The organism is Novosphingobium sp. BL-A-41-Hi4A-0G, assembly GCF_055521735.1.
In genome coordinates this window covers 3,291,741-3,310,122 of the sequence record NZ_CM145501.1, presented here as the reverse complement: position 1 = coordinate 3,310,122, position 18,382 = coordinate 3,291,741, and the positions used below count along the sequence as shown (strand labels likewise).

Sequence of the window (18,382 nt, the reverse complement as noted above, 5' to 3'; positions counted from 1 at the left end):
GGCCCGCTTCCTTGCCGGAAGCGGGCCTTTTGTGTTTCAGCCGTATCGCAGGATCAGGCGAGTGCGGCCTTGAGGTCGTCAACCAGATCGGTGCGCTCCCACGGGAAGAAGTCGCCCTCTGCCTTGCGGCCGAAGTGACCGTAGGCGGCGGTCGGCTGGTAGATCGGCTTGTTGAGGCCGAGATGCGTGCGGATCGCGCGCGGGGTCAGGCCACCGAGCTTGGCGATGCCGAGGATCGCCTGTTCGATCTTGTCGTCGCCGACGGTCCCGGTGTCATGGGTGTCGACATAGAGCGACAGCGGCTTGGAAACGCCGATGGCATAAGCGATCTGGATGGTGCAGCGCGTGGCGAGGCCTGCTGCGACCACGTTCTTGGCAAGGTAGCGGGTGATATAGGCTGCCGAGCGGTCAACCTTCGTCGGGTCCTTGCCCGAGAACGCGCCGCCGCCGTGCGGGGATGCGCCGCCGTAAGTGTCGACGATGATCTTGCGGCCGGTGAGGCCAGCGTCGCCGTCAGGGCCGCCGATTTCGAAGCTGCCGGTCGGGTTGATGAAGTATTCGGTCTCGCGCAGCAGCACCGGCGGGATCACGTCGGCGATGACGCCCTTCACATAGGCTTCGAGTTCGGCCTGCTTGGCCGGGTCGTTCTCGTCGTAGCCGGCCTTGTGCTGGGTCGAGACGACGATCGCGGTGGCAGCGACGGGGAGCGAGCCTTCGTAGCGCAGCGTGACCTGGCTCTTGGCGTCGGGTTCGAGGAAGGGCGCCGCACCAGAGTGGCGGTCGGCGGCCATGCGCTCAAGGATCTTGTGGCTGTAGTAGAGCGTCGCGGGCATGAGGCCGGGGGTCTCGTCGGTGGCGTAGCCGAACATGATGCCTTGGTCGCCTGCGCCTTCGTCCTTGTTCTCGCCAGCGTCAACGCCCTGCGCGATGTGGGCAGACTGGCCGTGCAGGCGGTTGATGAATTCGAACTTCTCCCAATGGAAGCCGTCCTGTGCGTAGCCGATGCGCTTGACCGTATCGCGCACGGTCTTCTCGATCTCTTCCTGCGCGCCGGGGGCCCATTCGCCGTTCTCGTACACGCCCTTGCAGCGGATTTCACCGGCGAGCACGACGAGCTGCGTGGTGGTCAGCGTTTCACAGGCGATGCGCGCTTCGGGGTCCTTCGACAGGAACAGGTCGACGATGGCGTCGCTGATCTGGTCGGAAACCTTGTCCGGGTGGCCTTCGGAGACAGATTCGGAAGTGAACAGATAGTCGGTGCGCATTGGAAATCCTATGCCAAGTGGGCCTATGCCAGGAAGCCAGCGATATAAAGAAACCTTTATGTCCCGCCCCGCTTAGCGTTTCCGCGTAGCTCTTGCAACCAGTGCAACAAAAAGAAGCGCTACTGCCCATGCAAGCGCGAGCATGTTGCCGGTACGCGCGAACAGGGTCGGCGCATGGGCGGGCGGCACCTTGCCGTCGAGCCGACCCGCGCGCTGTTGTGGGATGAACTGGCGCACGACGCCGTCGGCATCGACCACCGCGCTGATCCCGGTGGTCGTGGCGCGCAGGACCGGAAGGCCTTCCTCGATCGCACGCATCCTGGCCTGGGCAAGGTGCTGCGGCGGGCCCCAGGCACCGAACCAGCCGTCGTTGGATGGGTTGAACAGGTAGTCGGGGCGATGGGCGCGATCGACGACCTGGCCTGAGAAGATGATCTCGTAACAGATCTGGAAGCCCGCCTTGCCCCAGCCGCCTTGCGCGACGGGGCCGAAGTCCACCGTGCGCGGGCCCGGCCCCGAGAAGAAATCGAGGCTACCGGCGACCAGCCGCGACAGGCCGAGCGGTTCGAGGATGTCGCGCATTGGCAGGTATTCGCCATAGGGCACGAGATGGGCCTTGGCGTAGGAGCCGCGGATCATGCCGGACGAATCGAGCGCGGTGACCACGTTCCACGCGCCGATGACCTTGCGGCCCTTCATCGCAAGGTCCGTCGTGCCGGTCAGCAGCAGTCCACCGCTGCCTGCAACGCGGCCAAGGCGTTCGCGAGCGAGAGCGGGGTCGGAGGCGTAAGTCGTCTCGTCGTACCAGAACTGGGCGTAGCCGGGGCGCAGGAAATCGGGGACGCCGCTTTCGGGCCAGAGCACCAGCCGCTTCTCGCCGGGCTTGCGGGCGAGCGAGAGCACGGCGGTCTGGCGGAACTGGTTCTCGAAGTTGGCAGGATCGGCGAGCAGTTCCTGGCGCACGTCAGGCTGGACCAGGGTGAAGGGCAAGGTGCCCTCGCGCCTCTCGCCATGGAGGGGCAGGACCATCAGTAGCGCGGGGCCGAGCGCGTAGGCGCCTGCGGCCCACTTCGTCCCCTGCCGCCATGCCCTGAGCGCGAAAAGCCACCAGCCTGCGAGCAGCACGACGAGCCCGGAGAGCGCATAAGTCCCGGTCCATTGCGCCGCGAGTGCGAGGCCGGGGCGTTCGAATTCGCCGAGCGTGACCATCGCCAGCGGATTCCACGCAAAGCCGGTGAAGACCCATGAACGCAGCCATTCGGCGACGATCCAGCTTGCGGCAAAGGCGGGCAGGAGCATCGCGCGGCGGGTATTCGCCAGCCACCAGCCGGCCCATGTGGCGAGCGCCGGATAGACCGCGAGATAAAGCGCCAGCAGGAACACTGCGATCCAGCCGAGCCACGCGGGCATTTCAGCCTGATAGGTGAAAGCGGTGGCGATCCAGCCGTTGCCGACGGTGAAATGCCCGACCCCGAACAACCATCCGGCGAGCAATGCCTGCCGCCAGGTCTTCACCACGTGCAGGCGGTGGATCAGGAAGGCGAAAGCCGCCAGTGTCAGCGGCCAGAGGCCCAGCGGCTGGAACCCGCAGGCGGCCAGACCTCCGGCGGCGATGGTGAGCAGGGAATCGCGGGGGATCGGGCCCGAGACAGAACGGAGGGGGAAGCTGAAGCGGCTCATGCCCCTCTGCTATGGGGTGCGCCGGGAGAGACCGCAAGCAGCCTGCCCCCGGCGTCAGATTTCAGCCTTCAGCCGGTTCGCTTGCCTCGGGCAGCGGCGTCTTGCGCGGGCGACCGCGCTTCTTGGGCGCAGGTGCCGGCGCTTCCTCAGCGGCTGCAGGTGCCGTTTCCGGCTCGGGCTCGCTGCGAGCGCTGATCGATGGCGGCAGGAACGAGGCGTCGAGCGTGGCCGGTGCCTCGTCTTCGGCTGCGCGACGGGGGCGACGCTCGGTGCGCGGACGCAGGCCACGGCCGGCGCGGCTTTCGCGGACGAACGGGTTGTCGGCGACTTCGGCAATCGGCTCGCCCTCGATGGCGGGGACGCCTTCGCCGGGGAGACGTTCTTCCGTGGCGACTTCGGCCTCGGCATCGCGGCTGCGGTTACGGTCGAAGCGGCGGGGCTCGCGACGGCCTTCGTTACGGTCTTCGCGCGGCCTGTCTTCGCGCGGCCTGTCTTCACGGGGGCGATCATCGCGCTGGCGGGGTTCGCCGCGATCTTCGCGCTGCCGGTCCTCGCGGGGACGATCATCGCGCTGCCTGTCTTCACGCGGCCGATCGTCGCGCTGGCGAGGTTCGCCGCGATCTTCGCGATCGTGGCGGGTCGAGCTCGGGCGGTCGAAGGCGGGGAAATCGCCTTCGACGCTGAAGTCGTCGCCGTTGTCGTCGGTTTCCTGCTCCTGCCAGCGTTCGCCATTGGGGCGGGCGCGCTGCTCTTCCTGGCGGACGCGGGTGTCGGCGATCACGCGGAAGTAGTGGTCGGCGAACTGCAGGTAGTATTCCGCCTGCACGCGATCACCATTGAGGTGCGCGTCCTGCGCAAGCTTGCGATACTTCTCCAGCATCTGCGGGGCATTGCCCCTTGCGCGGCTGTCGATCCGGTTCAGCTGCTGACCACCGTTCTGCGGGCGATTGTTGTTGCCCCGGCCGCGACGGCGGTTGTTACCACGATTGTTATTCAACTCAGGCACTTCCTTAAATGGGGCGGCCTCTCGTAAAGCTTGAGCAACCCGTATGCCGCGCAACCCTCCGCCACCGGTCCGCATCATGCGAATCGGGGTTCCCAGCATCTGCGCTCGTCCCGACCCCGTTGGCCGATATTCCCTGCAAATGGTGGAGCTGGCCGGGACGGGAAGCCTTCGTCCGTCCCCTGCCTGAAAACACAATTAGTGGGCCGCAGGTCCCTTGCCAAGAGGAATATTGGCAATTCGCGCCATTTCGACCGCCCTTTTTCGTCCCGCCAGATCGCAATGGACCCGCGTGCTCATGCCTGAGGCCTGCCCCAGAGCAGATACGGCATCGGCCTGGGTCCAGCCGATCTCGACAATCGCGATGCCGTCTGCTGCCAGCAGGCCTGGCAGTTGCGGGATCAGCACGCGGTAGTCGTCGAGCCCTTCCGGCCCGGAGAACAGCGCCGATGCGGGTTCGTGCGCGCGGACCGAAGGGTCCAGTTCAACGGCGTCCTCGACGTAGGGCGGATTGGAAAGGACCAGGTCGAACTGCCCAAGATCGTCTGCCCAGCCGGGCTGTGTCCAGTCGCCTGCGAGGAACCGGGCGGTGGTTGCGTGTCGGGCACCATTGGCCTGCGCCACGGCCAGCGCGCCGGGAGAGCGTTCCAGCGCCACGCCTTCCGCTTGCGGCCAAAGCGACAGCGCCGCCAGCAGTAGCGCGCCCGAACCGGTGCCTAGGTCGAGGATGCGTCGGGGCGGTGCGCGATTGGCAAAGGCCTCGCGCGCGGCCTCGACGAGGGTTTCGGTATCGCCGCGCGGGATCAGCACGTCGGGCGTGACGATAAGGTCGAGCCCGTAGAACTCGGCGCTGCCGGTGATGTAGGCGACGGGTTCGTGGGTCAGGCGGCGTTCCACGAGCGGGGCGAAGCTGGCCGGGGCCTCCGCCTGCATATGCCGGAGCAGCAGATCGGTGCGCGAGCAGCCGAGCGCGTGGGCCATCAGCAGTTCGGCATCGAGGCGCGCGGTGTCGCTGGTGGAAGACAGGCGCTCGGTGGCGGCGCGAAGGGCGGCGGCTACCGTCACGCCTGCTGCCCCGCGCAGGCGGGGGCCTCGGGGTTGTTACGGAACGTCACCGCGAACCGCCTGAGGTCCCCGCCTGCGCGAGGACGCAGGGAGATCAGATCAGGCATCCATCGCCGCAAGCCGCTTGGCCTGGTCCTCGGCAATCAGCGCATCGATCAGCTCGGCGAGGCCGGGGCCTTCGAGGATTTCCGGCAGGCGGTGGAGTGTCAGGTTGATGCGGTGGTCAGTCACGCGGCCTTGCGGGAAGTTGTAGGTGCGGATGCGTTCGGAGCGGTCGCCAGAGCCGACCATGGCCTTGCGCGCCTCGGCCTCCTCGCCTTGCGCGGCATCGCGCTGGGCTTCGAACAGGCGGGCGCGCAGGACCTGCATCGCCTTGTCCTTGTTCTTGTGCTGGCTGCGTCCGTCCTGACAGGTGACGACGGTGCCAGTCGGCAGGTGGGTGATGCGCACGGCCGAATCGGTGGTGTTGACGTGCTGCCCGCCCGCGCCGCTGGCGCGGTAGACGTCGATCTTGAGGTCCTTGTCCTCGATCCGCACGTCGACCTCGTCCGGTTCGGGCAGGACCGCGACCGTGGCGGCAGAGGTGTGGATGCGCCCGCCCGATTCGGTCACGGGCACACGCTGCACGCGGTGGACTCCGCTCTCGAACTTGAGCTTGGCGAAGACACCGTTGCCCGCGACGTTGGCGACGACTTCCTTGTAGCCGCCGATGTCGTTGGCGTTGACCGAGACGATCTCGACCCGCCAGCCCTGCTCTGCGGCGTAACGTTCGTACATGCGGAACAGGTCGGCGGCGAAGAGCGCGGCCTCATCGCCGCCAGTGCCTGCGCGGATTTCGAGCATGGCGGGGCGGCTGTCGGCTGCATCGCGCGGCAGCATCGCGATGGCGAGGCGGTGTTCGGCGTCAGGCAGTTCGGCGTTGATGCGCCGCAGCTCCTCGTCGGCCAGTTCGCGCATGTCGGGATCGTCTATCGCGGCGAGGCTGACCAGCTCGGCGCGCATGTCCGCGATCTCGCGCGCGACGCGGGCGACGGGTTCTAGTTCGGCATAGTCCCGGCTGGCGGCGATGAAATCCGCGCCTTCGAGTGTGCCCGAGGCGAGCCGCGCTTCGAGTTCGGCGAAACGGTTGGCGATCTGCGCGAGGCGGGCTTCGCTTACCGACATCAGGCCGCTCCCCGTTCCACCGCAACGCCACAAACTCCGTCGCCCCGGCGCAGGCCGGGGCCCATTACGGGGCTGTCACGCATCGCCTGAAGGTCATGGGCCCCGGCCTTCGCCGGGGTGACGGAAAGGGGATGGCTCACGCGAAATCCGAGGCCATTGCGTCCAGAAGCTGACGCAGAGCAGCAGGCGCGCTGTCCTCGGCCTTGACGCGGGCTGCAGGCTGGCCGTCGCGCATGGCGAGGGCGAGGATGGCGTTCGCACCCATCTTGACCGCCTTGTCGAACCGCTTGCGCGCCGAACCGGACGCGACGAGTTCCGCCGAAACGCCTTCGCGACGCAGGTGCGAGACTTGCGCGATGCCGCGATTGAGCAGCGCATCGTCTTCTACGACAACGATAACGTCGGCCTTGGCCTCGCCCTTCTCCCCCACCAGCATCGCCAGCCGCTCGATCCCCGCAGCCCAGCCGACGGCAGGCGTGGCCGAACCGCCGAGGGCTTCCATCAGGCCGTCGTAGCGGCCGCCACCCAGCACGGTGCCCTGGGCTCCGAGGCGGTCGGTGACGAATTCGAAGGCGGTGTGGCGGTAGTAGTCGAGGCCGCGCACCAGGGCCGGGGCGCGGGTCCATGCAACGCCTGCGGCGTCCAGACCGCCAGTGACCTTGGCGAAGAAGTCCTGTGCTTCGGCGCTGAGGAAATCGTCGATCTTCGGGGCATCGGCGGTGAATGGCTTGTCGCGGGGGTCCTTGCTGTCGAGGATGCGCAAGGGGTTGCGTTCGAGACGGTCCTGCGAGTCCTCGGACAGATCGCCCTTCACCGCGCGGAAGTATTCGATCAGCGCCTCGCGCCATGCCTCGCGGCTGGCTCCATCGCCCAGCGTGTTGAGCTGGAGCGTCACGCCATCGGCGATGCCCAGTTCCTTGAGCAGCTGGTCGGCCATGACGAGGAGTTCGACGTCGGCTTGCGGTTCGGCCGCGCCGATCACTTCGGCGTCGATCTGGTGGAACTGGCGGTAGCGACCTTTTTGCGGGCGTTCGTAGCGGAACAGCGGGCCGTGGGTCGCGACCTTGAGCGGGGCATACTGCTGCCAGCCGTCGGTGAGGTAGGCGCGCGCGATGCCGGCGGTGAATTCGGGGCGCAGGGTGAGCGATTCCCCGCCGCGATCCTCGAAGCTGTACATTTCCTTGGAGACGACATCGGTCGTCTCGCCCAGCGAGCGGCTGAACACGGCGGTCTTTTCGAACACCGGCATTTCCACGCGGCGGAAGCGGTAGAGCTTGCGGACGCGCTCGAAGGTCTCGACGACGAAGGCAAACGCCTCGGCATCGGGGCCGAAGATGTCCTGGGTGCCGCGGATGGCCTGAGGGGTCTGGATGCTTGGTGTCTGTGTGCTCATGGAGCGCGCGATTAGCCCGAAAGCGCGAAAACGGAAAGCACTGACAAAAAGGCGGATGAGACTGGTTGCGGATGCGACTGCTTCGCGCCATGAACATGCCCCATGATCAAGCACTTCACGGCAGCTCCGCTCCTCCTCGCCCTTTCCGTCTCCACCACCGCCCTCGCCGCGAACTCCGCGCCGATGGCCGTGCCGATCCAGCAGACTGTGCCGGATGCGCAGGACGTCGCCTATCCTGGCACGATGACGCTCGATATCGACGCGACCGACGTGGTGCGCGGCGACTACAAGGTGACCCAGACGATTCCCGTGGCGGCAGGCGCCAAGGAACTCATCCTGCTCTATCCGCAATGGCTGCCCGGCAACCATGGCCCGCGCGGTCCTCTGGCCGAACTGGTGGGCGTGCAGTTCTTTGTCGATGGCAAGCCGGTCGAGTGGAAGCGTGACCGGGTCGAGGTCTATGCCTTCCACGTCATGCTGCCCGCAGGGGCCAAGGAAGTCGTCGCCAAGCTGATCCACACCTCGCCGCTGCAATCGGCCGAAGGGCGCATCACGATGACGTCCGAAATGCTCAACCTGCAGTGGGAGAAAATGAGCCTTTACCCCGCAGGCCACTACGTCCGCCGCATCCGCGTGAAGCCGACGGTGACGCTGCCGCAGGGTTGGACTCCGGCAACTGCGCTGGACGGCATGAGCATGGCGGGCAACCGCGTGACCTGGGCCGAGACGGACTACGAAACGCTGGTCGATTCGCCGATCTTTGCCGGCAAGTACTTCAAGAAGTGGGATCTGGGGCAGAACGTCACGCTCAATGTCGTGGCCGACAAGCCCGAGCAGCTTGCCGCCAAGCCCGAGCACATCGCCGCGCACACTGCACTGGTGCAGGAGGCCCGTCTGGCGTTCGGCGCGAACCACTTCGATCACTACGAATTCCTGCTCGCCCTGTCGGACAAGATCGGCGGGATCGGGCTTGAGCACCACCGGTCGAGCGAAAACCAGCTGGAGCCCGAGGCCTTTACCGAGTGGGCCAAGCAGGAGTGGGACCGTAACCTGCTGCCGCACGAATATTCGCATTCGTGGTCGGGCAAGTTCCGGCGTCCGGCTCGCCTGTGGACGCCCGATTATCGCCAGCCGATGCAGGGCGACCTGCTGTGGACCTATGAAGGGCAGGACCAGTTCTGGGGCGCGGTGCTCGCCGCGCGTTCGGGGATGCAGGGCAAGGACATGGTGCTGGGCATGCTGGCGGCATGGGCCGGTGGCTTTACCCAGCAGCCCGGCCGCGAATGGCGCTCGGTCGAGGATACCGGGTTCGATCCGGTCTTCGCCTCGCGCAAGCCCAAGCCCTACTCTTCGCTCGCCCGCAACGAGGACTACTACACCGAAGGTGCGCTGGTCTGGCTCGAGATCGACCAGATCCTTCGCGAAGGCACCGGCGGCAAGAAGTCGATCGACGATTTCGCCAAGGCCTTCTTCGGCATGAATCCGGGCGATTACGGCCAGATCCCATTCGAGGTCGACGAGATCGTCGCCAAGCTCAATGCGCTCTATCCCTATGACTGGGCCAAACTGATCGACACCCGCATCAACCAGCCGGGCCAGCCCGCGCCGCTGAACGGGATCGAGAAGGGTGGCTACAAGCTGGTCTGGAAGGAAGAGCCCAACCCCTACATGAAGGCCGCGATCGACTTCGGGAAGGGCCTGAGCCTTGCCAACTCGATCGGTATCTCGCTCGACAAGGACGGCAAGGTCACCGGCACACGCTGGGACAGCCCGGCGTTCAATGCCGGCATCGTGACCGGCACGCAGATCATGGCGGTGAACGGTGCGGCCTACAGCGCCGACGACATGAAGAAGGCGATCACTGCGGCCAAGGGTGAGAAGGGGGCTCCTTTGGAACTGCTGGTCAAGCGCGGCAGCCAGTTCGAGACGGTGAAGCTCGATTACAGGGATGGCCTTCGCTATCCGTGGCTGGAACGCGTGGCTGCGGGCAAGGCACCGACCGGGCTCGACCTGCTGCTCGAGCCGAAGCGTCCCGGCGCTGCGGTCGCGAAGTCGAAGAAGTAATCGGCATGGCGCGCGGCGGCGCAACGCTGGGAAACCGGCTAGCGCCGCCCCGCTTCGTCCTGTTCCTTGTCGTGCTGGTGGCGGGTTTCTTCACGTTCCGGCACTTCGCTGCGGCACAGAGCATGACGGACACTGCCGCGATGGCCTTCGATCTGGCCGCGGTGGTGTTCCTGCTCTCGCTTATCCCCCTGCTGCGCGATTCGAGCGTGGCCGAAATTCGTCGCCACGCGGCCGACAACGACGCCAACCGGATGTTCGTGCTGGCGATCACCACGATCGTGACCATGGTCGTCCTCGCGGCGATCTCGGCCGAGTTGCCAAGAGCATCGGGCGGCGACCAGGTGGCATTGGCCAAGCTGATCGGAACGCTGGCACTGACCTGGCTTTTCGCCAACACCGTATATGCGCTGCACTACGCGCACCTCTACTATTCCGCCCGCGACGGGGCCGACAGCGCAGGGATCGACTTCCCCGGCACGAAGACGCCCGACTACCTCGACTTCGCCTATTTCAGCTTCACGCTGGGGATGACCTTCCAGACATCGGACACCCAGATCACCGGACGCTCGATCCGCCGGATTGCCACGTTGCACTCTTTCGCGGCCTTCGTGTTCAACATTGGGGTGATCGCCTTCACTATCAACGCACTCGGATAGGCCTTTCGCCATAAGTCTTGTTGCGGTGCACAAGCGGCTTCGCTAGGGGCAGGGCATTCTCTCCACCCTTAGCGAACAGGGCCAAAGATGCGCATCGACATGATCCCCACCGGTGACAATCCGCCGGAAAGCCTCAACGTCATCATCGAGGTTCCGGTCGGCGGCGAGCCGGTCAAGTACGAGTTCGACAAGGCTTCGGGCGCCTTGTTCGTCGACCGCATCCTGCACACGCCGATGCGTTATCCGGCGAACTACGGCTTCGTGCCGCACACGCTCTCGCCCGATGGCGACCCGCTTGACGCACTTGTCATTGCCCGTTCGCCGTTCCTGGCAGGCTCGGTCGTGCGTGCCCGCCCGATTGCGGTGCTCAATCTCGAAGACGAGCATGGCGGCGACGAAAAGCTGGTCTGCGTGCCGGTCGATTCGACCTTCCCGTATTATTCGGACGTGAAGGAGCGCGAGGATCTGCCCGAGATCGTGATGCAGCAGATCGAGCACTTCTTCACCCACTACAAGGACCTCGAAAAGGACAAGTGGGTCCGCGTCGGCACCTGGGGCGGTGCGGACGATGCCAAGCGCATCACCATCGAGGCGATCGAACGCGCCAAGGCCGCCAAGCCGGCCTGATCGTTCCACGTAAGATTAGGAGGGGGCGTCGGTTCGCAGGGACCGGCGCCCCTTTTTGCGTCAGTCTCCTGCGACGCTCATGCCGTCGATGCGCAGGGTGGGCGTGTCGATGCCGCGATAGACTTCGAGGTCATTGGCGGCGGTCATCGCGGCGAACATGTCGATGAGATTTCCCGCGACAGTGAACTCGGCAATCGCCCCGGCGATCTCGCCATTCACGATCCTGAAGCCCGATGCACCGCGGCTGTAGTCGCCCGTCACGCCGTTGACGCCGTGGCCGATCAGTTCGGTGACATAGACGCCATCGGCGATGTCGGCGATGAGTTGCGCCGGTGTCATCGTGCCGGGGTGGAGCACGACGTTGCTCGAGGTGACGTGCGGTGCGCCCGACGAGCCGCGCGAGGCGTGGCCGGTGGGCGTGGCGCCAAGCTGGCGCGCGGCGGCGGCGTCCATCAGCCAGCCTGTGATCTGCCCGGCATCGACGATCTTGCGCGCCGAAGTCGGCAGGCCTTCGCCATCGAAGGGCCGCGAGCGCATGCCGCGCGCGACCAGGGGATCGTCGGTGATGGTGATCGAGCTGTCGAACAGCTTCTGCCCGTCGCGGTCGAGCAGGAAGCTGGCGCGGCGGGCAATGGAAGCACCCGACATCGCGCCAAGGAGGTGGCTGACAATGGAGTTGGCGACGCGCGGGTCGAACACCACGGGCATCGGCCCGCTCTTGACGCGACCGGGGTTGAGGCGGCGCACCGCGCGCTCGCCTGCTTCGCGGCCGATTTCGGCAGGCGCGCGCAAGTCTGCGGCAAAGCGGGTGCTGCGCCAGGAATAGTCGCGCTGCATCGCGCTTCCCTCGCCCGCGACGACACTGGCTGACAGGCTGTGGCTGGAGGCGGCGTAGGCGCCCGAGAAGCCGTGGCTGGTGGCCAGCGCGAAGAGTCCGCGCCCCGCACTGGCCCCTCCGCCTTCGCTGTTGGTCACGCCAGCAACCGCGCGCGCGGCGTCTTCAGCCTCTTCGGCAAGGCGGCGCAGTTCGGCAGGGCTGCGTTCGGTGGCATCATCGAGGTCGAGATCGGGAGCGGGACCCTTCAGCAGCAGTTCTTCGGGGGCGAGCCCTGCGAACCTGTCGGCAGGGGCAAGCCGCGCCATGGCGACGGCGCGGGTGGCGAGTTCATCGAGCGCGGCATCGCCAAGGTCGGTCGATCCGATCGAGGCCGACGCGCCGCCGACGAATACGCGAAGACCGATGTTCTCGGACTCGGAGCGCTCCACTTCCTCGAGCGCGCCCAGGCGGACCGAGACGGATTCGGAGGCATTGCCGAGGTACACGGCATCGCCCGCATCGGCCCCGGCACGGCGTGCGCGTGCGATCAGCGCTTCGCAGCGCTCCTGGGCATCGGCGGGTGGCAGCATGGATAGACCTTTTCGCAAGCGGCAAGGCTGCGGGGTCTAGCGCCCTCGCGGGGCGGGGGCAATCGATAGGTCGTGGCGGTCAATCAGGTCGAGAAGCAGGCCGCCGATCAGGAAAGCGCGGTGAAGGCCTTGAACCCGCCGGTGATCAGGAATGGCAGAAGCGCTGCCAAGGCCCAGACCTTGATCTGATCGCGCCTGAACGCAGCGCTGTAGGCCGGATTGTGCGCCTGATCGTCGGTGAGGTGCTCCCAGCGACGTTCGAAATGGCGGAACAGCGGGATGATCGCGGCGACCAGCATGACAAGCACGAAGACCGGCAGGATCGAGGCGCTTTTTCCCTGGATCTCGTGCATGGTCACGAAGATCTGCAGGCCGGTGTATACGAGAAGACCGTAGGCAACATTGTTGCTCATCTTCTTGCGCCAATCGACCGTTGCCGACTGGCTCTTCTGCGACTGGAGGGCCTTGTTCATGGCACCATTCCTTCGGTTATCCTGCTCCGGCAGCACTAGATCATGCGCGGGCCGAACCTGCAAGATCAATTCCAATTCGGTGCGTTCTTCATCGGGACATCATCGCCCGTTCACCTTTGCAAAAGCAGTACCACGCATAAATCCTGCCAATCGCACGCTGCGGGGTTTGCCGCGCGGCGCTGAAACGCTATTGGTGGCCCCAAGCGCCTGAAACTGCAGAGCCTGATTGATGACTGTGATCGAAGAAGCTGCCGCCCCCGCGAATGCCGCACCGCCCATTCCGCAAGGCGGGCTTGAGGTCGTGTCGATCGCCAAGAGCTACGACAAGCGGGCGGTACTGACCGACATCTCGCTTTCGGTCGGCAAGGGCGAAGTGCTGGGGCTGCTGGGGCCGAACGGCGCGGGCAAGACGACCTGCTTCTATTCGATCATGGGGCTGGTGCGGCCGGATTCGGGGCGCATCCTGCTCGATGGCGTGGATATCACCAAGCTGCCGATGTACCGCCGTTCGATCCTCGGGCTTGGTTACCTGCCGCAGGAGACCTCGATCTTCCGGGGCATGACGGTGGAACAGAACATCTCTACCGTGCTTGAACTGATCGAGCCCGACAAGGCTACGCGCGAAGCCGAGCTTGAGCGCCTGCTCGACGAATTCGGACTGACCCGGCTGCGCTCCAGCCCCGCGATGGCTCTTTCAGGCGGTGAGCGGCGACGCTGCGAGATTGCCCGGGCGCTGGCCGCACGGCCCTCGATCATCCTGCTCGACGAACCGTTTGCCGGGATCGACCCACTCTCGATCAGCGACATCCGCCATCTGGTAAAGGACCTTTCGGAGCGCGGCATCGGCGTGTTGATCACCGACCACAACGTGCGTGAAACGCTCGACATCGTCGACCGCGCCTGCATCATCTATGGCGGGCAGGTGCTGTTTGCCGGCAGCCCCGAAGCGCTGGTCGCCGATGCCAACGTGCGCAGGCTCTACCTGGGCGAGGGCTTTACGCTGTGAGACTGGCTTGCGGTCCTTCGACAGGCTCAGGACGAGCGGGGGCTGCGCATGAACCTGCCTTTCCACCGCTCATGCTGAGCCTGTCGAAGCAGGTTGGCTGATGCGGATCTCGGGGGGGATCTAGACCATGGCGCTCGGGCCAAGGCTGGACATCCGGCAGACCCAGTCGCTGGTAATGACGCCGCAGTTGCAGCAGGCGATCAAGCTTCTGGCGCTGTCCAACCTCGAGGTCGAGGCCTTTATCGGCGAGGCGCTGGACGCCAACCCCCTGCTTGAAATCGGCGAAAGTTCCGCAGGCGAACCCGTGGAGGCGGTGCCCGAAGAACTGCGCCGCACGCATCTCGAATCCTCGCCGGTGGACCAGCTCGTGTCGGAAGGGCGCGTGGCCGAGGACCGGCCGCTCGACATCGACGCTTCGGCGCTAGACCGGGATCGCGACACCGGGGATGCCAGCACTTTCGAGCTGTCCTCCTCGCGCGAGATGGGCGGTGGCGGAAGTGAAGGGCCGGACATCGAAGAGCGGGGGCGCAGCGAGGAAACGCTGGCTGAGCACCTTCATGCGCAGATCGGTGCCGAGACATCCGATCCGCAATTGCTGTTCGTGGCACGCTGGCTGATCGACCAGCTCGACGAAGCCGGATATCTGACGGTGCCGCTGGGCGAAGTGGCCGAAGCGCTTGGCCTTTCGGCGGTGGTGGTAGAGCGCGCGCTGGGGCTGGTCCAGTCGCTCGACCCGACGGGCGTGGGCGCGCGCAATCTGGCCGAATGCATCGCGCTGCAGGCCAAGGAAGCGGACCGCTACGATCCGTGCATGGCGCGTCTGATCGACAACCTGGAGCTGGTCGCGCGGGGCGAAATCGCACGCCTCAAGCGGCTCTGCCAGGTCGATGACGAGGACTTTGCCGAGATGCTGGCAGAGTTGCGCAGCTATGATCCGCGTCCGGGCTTGCGCTTCGGGGGAGGAATGGCCGAGGCGGTGGTGCCCGACATCCTGATCCGCAGCGGCAAGGATGGCGGCTGGGACATCGCGCTTAACCAGGCAACCCTGCCCCGGCTGATCGTCAACCGCAGCTACTACGTCGAGATGCGCGGCGCGTGCATGACCAAGGACGCCAAGGCCTGGCTGGGCGAGAAGCTGGCTGATGCCAACTGGTTGCTGAAAGCGCTCGACCAGCGGCAGAAGACGATCCTCAAGGTCGCGGCAGAGATCGTGAAGCAGCAGGACGGCTTCTTCCGCCACGGCGTCGCGCACTTGCGCCCGCTGACGCTGCGCACCGTGGCCGAGGCGATTTCGATGCACGAATCGACTGTCAGCCGGGTGACCTCGAACAAGTACCTGCACTGCAATCGCGGCACCTTCGAGCTGAAGTACTTCTTTACTTCGGGCGTGGGATCGTCGGATGGCGAAGGTGCGTCGGCTGAGGCGGTGAAGGCCGCGATCCGCCAGCTGATCGATGCCGAGGACCCCAAGGCGATCCTTTCGGACGATGCGCTGGTCGACCTGCTTAAGGCGCGCGGCTTCGACCTCGCACGGCGCACGGTGGCGAAGTATCGCGAGGCAATTGGCCTTGGCAGTTCGGTGCAGCGGCGGCGGCAGAAGGCTCTGGCAGGCGTGCGCTGACTGGGCTAGCCTCGTCGCAATTGAAACGTTTTCCGGGGCCAATCCTGCCATGAAATTCAAGCTGTTCCTCGCCGCGGCGCTCGCCAGCGCCGCATCGCCGCTCTGCGCCAGGCCCATTGAGTTCCGCATGGTGACCGAGGGCGTCGACATCGGCCGCTACGTGGTGGACCGCGAGGGCCGCAAGGTCAGCATCGACTACGACATCAAGCAGAATGGGCGCGGGCCGACGATCCGGGAAACGGTGACGCTTGATGCCGATGGTGCACCGCTCGACTGGCGCATCACCGGCAGGACCACGTTCGGCAATGCCGTCAACGAAAGCTTCCGGCGCACGGCAGCAGGTGCCAGCTGGACCGACCTTGCCGGCAAGGGCACGATCAAGGGCAAGGATGCCCCCCGCTTCTACGTCACGCAGAACGGGTCCGTCTTCGACATCGCGATCCTTGCCAAGGCTCTTCTCGCTACCCCCGGCCGCAGCCTTGCCATCGCGCCGGGCGGGACGGCGACGCTGGTCGAACGGGACCGCCGCAGCTTCGATGGTCCCGAGGGCAAGATCGAGGTCACGATCTACGAACTGGGCGGGCTGGCACTCGATCCGAACTACATAGCGCTCGACAGTTCGGGCGAGCTGTTCGCGGTGCTGACCGACAGCAACGTGCTGGTGCGCAAGGGCTATGAGAAGGTTTCGGAAGAGCCGCTCGTCGCTCTGGCCGAAAAGCTTGGGGCCGAGCGGTTCTCGCGGCTACAGGCGGAGGGCGCACGGCACTATGCCGGGCCGGTGCGCATCCGCAACGTGCGGCTGTTCGATCCCGCGTCGAAGGCGCTGACCGATCTGCGCGACGTGGTCGTGTCCGGCAACCGCATCAGCGAAGTGGTTGCTGCGGGCAGCGTGGCAACGCCGGGCGAAACCATGATCGAGGGTAGCGGCGGCACGCTGGTGCCGGGGCTCTACGAGATGCACGGGCACATCGGGCAGCAGGACGCCCTGCTCAATGTGCTGGCAGGCGTCACCACGGTGCGCGACATGGGCAACCGCGACGACGTGCTCGACAAGCTGGTGGCGCGGATCGACAAGGGGGAACTGGCAGGCCCGCGCATCGTCCGTTCGGGCTTCATCGAAGGCAAGAGCCCGTTCTCGGCGCGCAACGGCACGCTGGTATCGACGCAGGACGAAGCCATTGCTGCGGTTCGCAAGTATGCTGCGCGCGGCTTCTGGCAGGCCAAGCTCTACAATTCGATGAATCCGGGCTGGGCTCCCGCGTTGGTGGCAGAAGCGCATCGTCTGGGCATGAGGGTGGCAGGGCATGTGCCGGCGTTTTCCAATGCCGACGCGATGATTGCCGCAGGGTTCGACGAGATCACCCACGTCAACCAGCTGATGCTCGGCTGGGTGCTGAACCCCGGCGAGGATACCCGCACGCTGTTCCGCTTCACTGCGATGCGCCGGTTCCCCACACTCGACATCAAATCCGCCAAAGTGCAGGCGACGCTCGATGCAATGGTCGCCCGGCACACCGCGCACGAGCCGACGATCGGCATCCACGAACTGGGCCTCACCGCGCTGGATGGCCAGCCCAATCCGGGCGCGGTGGACTATATCGACCACATGCCACCTGCGGAGCAGCGCCAGCTGAAGCAGGCACTGTTCGGCACCGATACGCCGCAGGAGCGCGCACAGTACGTGGCTGCCTATGGCAAGGTGCTCGAAACACTGACCGAGATGAACCGCAAGGGCATCCTGCTGATCCCCGGGACCGACCTTGGCGGGGCGTTCAACTATCATCGCGAGCTGGAACTGTTCGGCAAGCTGGGGATGACGCCGGGGCAGGTCCTGTCGCGCGCCACGCTGGAAATGGCGGCCTACCTCAAGCAGGATCAGCAGCTCGGCTCGCTGGAGCGGGGCAAGCTGGCGGACTTCTTCCTCGTGCCGGGTGATCCGACGCAGGACCTCAAGGCGATCAAATCCATCGCCATGGTTGTGAAGGACGGGACGTTCTATTACCCGGCAGAGATCTACCCCAAGCTTGGCATCAAGCCGTTTGCCACCGCTCCGAAAGTCAGCGCCGCGCCATAGCGCGGACGGGCCTTAGACCTGAGGGCGTTCGGCCAGCATGTCCTGAATCATGCCCTGAAGGTTGGCGTCATAGCGCGCGAGGACCGGGTGATCCTCCGCCGTATCCCAGTGGGTGACCAGCTCGCGACCGTTGAACCAGTGCAGCGCATAGCCCGGCGGGTCGGCGATGATCAGGTGGCGCTCGTCCGGCACGTCAGGATCGATCGGGCGCAGATCGAGCGCGACTTGCGGTGCGGTTGACGGGCAGGTGGCGACGATGGTGCCCTCCCACGCCGTAGTCACAGCGCGGTGAATATGGCCGCACACCACGCCGACGATATTGCTCCGCCCGCGAAGGCATTGGGCAAGGCGTTCAACCCAGGGTTCCGCCGGATCGGTGTTCATCCAGGGAATGCCAACTTCGACCGGTGGATGGTGCTGGACGATCAGCGTGCGCACTTCGGGCGCTTCATCAAGGCGGGCCTGGAGCCACGCAGCGCGTGCTTCGCAGAAGGCACCGCCATGGCGGCCTTCCTCGAGCGTATCCAGCACGATCAACCGTAATGGACCAGAATCAACGACATACTGCAGGAAACCGCCATCAAAAGCGACTTCCGGAAAGACCTGCTGAAACGTTGCACGCACGTCATGATTGCCGAGCGCGTAGTGGACGGGGAACGGCAGGTCGGCGAAGGCCTCTCGCAGGCGCTCGTAACTGGCCTTGTCACCACGATCGATCAGGTCACCTGTGGCGAGCAGCAGATCGGGGCGTGGCTGCATGGCCGCCAGTTCGCCAAGCACGCGGTCAAGCCGCTGCCGGTTGAATTCGCCGGGGGAATCGGGTTCGAATCCCAGGTGAATATCCGTGACCTGCGCGATCAGCATCGTCCCCCCGTCCCGGCGCT

Annotated in this window: 15 protein-coding genes; 6 read left to right on the top strand and 9 right to left on the bottom strand. The window is 65.7% G+C overall.

The features are described 5' to 3' along the window. Positions 1 to 53: 53 nt before the first annotated feature. The 6 genes from metK to hisS all read right to left on the bottom strand — a co-directional run bounded on the left by metK (position 54) and on the right by hisS (position 7,570). Entirely contained in the window at positions 54 to 1,265 is a 1,212-nt protein-coding gene (gene metK / locus ACZ1JX_RS15985; RefSeq protein WP_465124495.1) for a methionine adenosyltransferase, read from the bottom strand. Between the two features lie 72 nt (positions 1,266 to 1,337). Next, positions 1,338 to 2,945 (bottom strand): apolipoprotein N-acyltransferase, encoded by a 1,608-nt coding sequence (gene lnt / locus ACZ1JX_RS15980; RefSeq protein WP_465124494.1) that lies wholly within the window; start codon positions 2,943 to 2,945, stop codon positions 1,338 to 1,340. Positions 2,946 to 3,006: 61 nt separating this feature from the next. Further along, the gene (locus ACZ1JX_RS15975) at positions 3,007 to 3,951 is read right to left on the bottom strand and encodes a DUF4167 domain-containing protein (protein ID WP_465124493.1); all 945 of its coding nucleotides are present in this window, start codon (positions 3,949 to 3,951) and stop codon (positions 3,007 to 3,009) included. Between the two features lie 195 nt (positions 3,952 to 4,146). Next, entirely contained in the window at positions 4,147 to 5,013 is an 867-nt protein-coding gene (gene prmC / locus ACZ1JX_RS15970) for a peptide chain release factor N(5)-glutamine methyltransferase (protein WP_465124492.1), read from the bottom strand. Positions 5,014 to 5,112: 99 nt separating this feature from the next. Then, positions 5,113 to 6,177 (bottom strand): peptide chain release factor 1, encoded by a 1,065-nt coding sequence (gene prfA, locus ACZ1JX_RS15965; protein ID WP_465124491.1) that lies wholly within the window; start codon positions 6,175 to 6,177, stop codon positions 5,113 to 5,115. Positions 6,178 to 6,313: 136 nt separating this feature from the next. Then, a complete protein-coding gene (hisS, locus tag ACZ1JX_RS15960; RefSeq protein WP_465124490.1) occupies positions 6,314 to 7,570 on the bottom strand; it encodes a histidine--tRNA ligase in 1,257 nt (418 codons plus the stop codon). Positions 7,571 to 7,672: 102 nt separating this feature from the next. Between hisS and ACZ1JX_RS15955 the strand changes: the two genes are divergently transcribed. The 3 genes from ACZ1JX_RS15955 to ppa all read left to right on the top strand — a co-directional run bounded on the left by ACZ1JX_RS15955 (position 7,673) and on the right by ppa (position 10,917). Then, positions 7,673 to 9,634 (top strand): M61 family metallopeptidase, encoded by a 1,962-nt coding sequence (locus ACZ1JX_RS15955; RefSeq protein WP_465124489.1) that lies wholly within the window; start codon positions 7,673 to 7,675, stop codon positions 9,632 to 9,634. Between the two features lie 5 nt (positions 9,635 to 9,639). Further along, a complete protein-coding gene (locus ACZ1JX_RS15950; protein ID WP_465124488.1) occupies positions 9,640 to 10,290 on the top strand; it encodes a DUF1345 domain-containing protein in 651 nt (216 codons plus the stop codon). Between the two features lie 87 nt (positions 10,291 to 10,377). Then, positions 10,378 to 10,917 (top strand): inorganic diphosphatase, encoded by a 540-nt coding sequence (gene ppa / locus ACZ1JX_RS15945; protein ID WP_465124487.1) that lies wholly within the window; start codon positions 10,378 to 10,380, stop codon positions 10,915 to 10,917. 60 nt (positions 10,918 to 10,977) lie between these two features. Here the strand turns inward: ppa and ACZ1JX_RS15940 are convergent, their stop codons facing one another. Together ACZ1JX_RS15940 and ACZ1JX_RS15935 are read right to left on the bottom strand one after the other, a co-directional pair. Then, positions 10,978 to 12,324 carry a TldD/PmbA family protein gene (locus tag ACZ1JX_RS15940; RefSeq protein WP_465124486.1) on the bottom strand — a complete coding sequence of 449 codons (1,347 nt, stop codon included), beginning with the start codon at positions 12,322 to 12,324 and terminating at the stop codon, positions 10,978 to 10,980. A 107-nt stretch (positions 12,325 to 12,431) separates the two neighbouring features. Beyond that, positions 12,432 to 12,797, bottom strand: a complete 366-nt coding sequence (locus ACZ1JX_RS15935; protein ID WP_465124485.1) for a hypothetical protein — start codon at positions 12,795 to 12,797, stop codon at positions 12,432 to 12,434. 229 nt (positions 12,798 to 13,026) lie between these two features. Between ACZ1JX_RS15935 and lptB the strand changes: the two genes are divergently transcribed. The 3 genes from lptB to ACZ1JX_RS15920 all read left to right on the top strand — a co-directional run bounded on the left by lptB (position 13,027) and on the right by ACZ1JX_RS15920 (position 17,498). Next, positions 13,027 to 13,803: an LPS export ABC transporter ATP-binding protein gene (gene lptB / locus ACZ1JX_RS15930; RefSeq protein WP_465124484.1), complete on the top strand. Its 777-nt coding sequence runs from the start codon at positions 13,027 to 13,029 to the stop codon at positions 13,801 to 13,803. Between the two features lie 127 nt (positions 13,804 to 13,930). Further along, positions 13,931 to 15,424: an RNA polymerase factor sigma-54 gene (rpoN, locus tag ACZ1JX_RS15925; protein ID WP_465124483.1), complete on the top strand. Its 1,494-nt coding sequence runs from the start codon at positions 13,931 to 13,933 to the stop codon at positions 15,422 to 15,424. A gap of 49 nt (positions 15,425 to 15,473) precedes the next feature. Further along, a complete protein-coding gene (locus ACZ1JX_RS15920; protein WP_465124482.1) occupies positions 15,474 to 17,498 on the top strand; it encodes an amidohydrolase family protein in 2,025 nt (674 codons plus the stop codon). A 12-nt stretch (positions 17,499 to 17,510) separates the two neighbouring features. On the opposite strand, the gene ACZ1JX_RS15915 is transcribed toward ACZ1JX_RS15920, so the two are convergent. Continuing rightward, positions 17,511 to 18,362 (bottom strand): phosphodiesterase, encoded by an 852-nt coding sequence (locus ACZ1JX_RS15915; RefSeq protein ID WP_465124481.1) that lies wholly within the window; start codon positions 18,360 to 18,362, stop codon positions 17,511 to 17,513. Between the last annotated feature and the right edge of the window lie 20 nt (positions 18,363 to 18,382).

Bases quoted from the DNA above. Each gene is read 5' to 3' on its own strand.
- metK (WP_465124495.1), bottom strand. From the start codon at position 1,265: ATGCGCACCGACTATCTGTTCACTTCCGAATCTGTCTCCGAAGGCCAC.
- lnt (WP_465124494.1), bottom strand. From the start codon at position 2,945: ATGAGCCGCTTCAGCTTCCCCCTCCGTTCTGTCTCGGGCCCGATCCCC.
- prfA (WP_465124491.1), bottom strand. From the start codon at position 6,177: ATGTCGGTAAGCGAAGCCCGCCTCGCGCAGATCGCCAACCGTTTCGCC.
- hisS (WP_465124490.1), bottom strand. From the start codon at position 7,570: ATGAGCACACAGACACCAAGCATCCAGACCCCTCAGGCCATCCGCGGC.
- ACZ1JX_RS15955 (WP_465124489.1), top strand. From the start codon at position 7,673: ATGATCAAGCACTTCACGGCAGCTCCGCTCCTCCTCGCCCTTTCCGTC.
- ACZ1JX_RS15950 (WP_465124488.1), top strand. From the start codon at position 9,640: ATGGCGCGCGGCGGCGCAACGCTGGGAAACCGGCTAGCGCCGCCCCGC.
- ppa (WP_465124487.1), top strand. From the start codon at position 10,378: ATGCGCATCGACATGATCCCCACCGGTGACAATCCGCCGGAAAGCCTC.
- ACZ1JX_RS15940 (WP_465124486.1), bottom strand. From the start codon at position 12,324: ATGCTGCCACCCGCCGATGCCCAGGAGCGCTGCGAAGCGCTGATCGCA.
- ACZ1JX_RS15935 (WP_465124485.1), bottom strand. From the start codon at position 12,797: ATGAACAAGGCCCTCCAGTCGCAGAAGAGCCAGTCGGCAACGGTCGAT.
- lptB (WP_465124484.1), top strand. From the start codon at position 13,027: ATGACTGTGATCGAAGAAGCTGCCGCCCCCGCGAATGCCGCACCGCCC.
- rpoN (WP_465124483.1), top strand. From the start codon at position 13,931: ATGGCGCTCGGGCCAAGGCTGGACATCCGGCAGACCCAGTCGCTGGTA.
- ACZ1JX_RS15920 (WP_465124482.1), top strand. From the start codon at position 15,474: ATGAAATTCAAGCTGTTCCTCGCCGCGGCGCTCGCCAGCGCCGCATCG.
- ACZ1JX_RS15915 (WP_465124481.1), bottom strand. From the start codon at position 18,362: ATGCTGATCGCGCAGGTCACGGATATTCACCTGGGATTCGAACCCGAT.